This window comes from Vibrio sp. T20, assembly GCF_007858795.1.
Taxonomy (GTDB): Bacteria; Pseudomonadota; Gammaproteobacteria; order Enterobacterales; family Vibrionaceae; genus Vibrio; species Vibrio satsumensis.
The window spans coordinates 1-229 of record NZ_VFEB01000036.1; the positions used below are offsets into that span (position 1 = coordinate 1).

Consider the following 229-nt stretch of genomic DNA (forward strand, 5'->3'; position numbering starts at 1 on the left):
TAGAGAAAGCCAATGTCAATCAAGATTAAAACTGCTGAAGAAATAGAACGCATGCGCATTGCGGGCAAGATAGCCGCAGAGATTCTAGAAATGATCGAACCACACATCAAAGTTGGTGTGACGACAGAAGAGTTAAACAAAATCTGTCATGAGTACGCTCTAGAAAAAGGTGCATACTCTGCTCCGCTTGATTACCATGGTTTCCCTAAGTCGATCTGTACTTCAATCA

Annotated in this window: 1 protein-coding gene; it reads left to right on the plus strand. The window is 41.9% G+C overall.

Annotation, left to right across the window (positions count from 1 at the left end):
- Window positions 1-12: 12 nt before the first annotated feature.
- On the plus strand, window positions 13-229 hold a 217-nt coding region (locus FTW16_RS01885), incomplete at its 3' end, for a M24 family metallopeptidase (protein ID WP_146489854.1).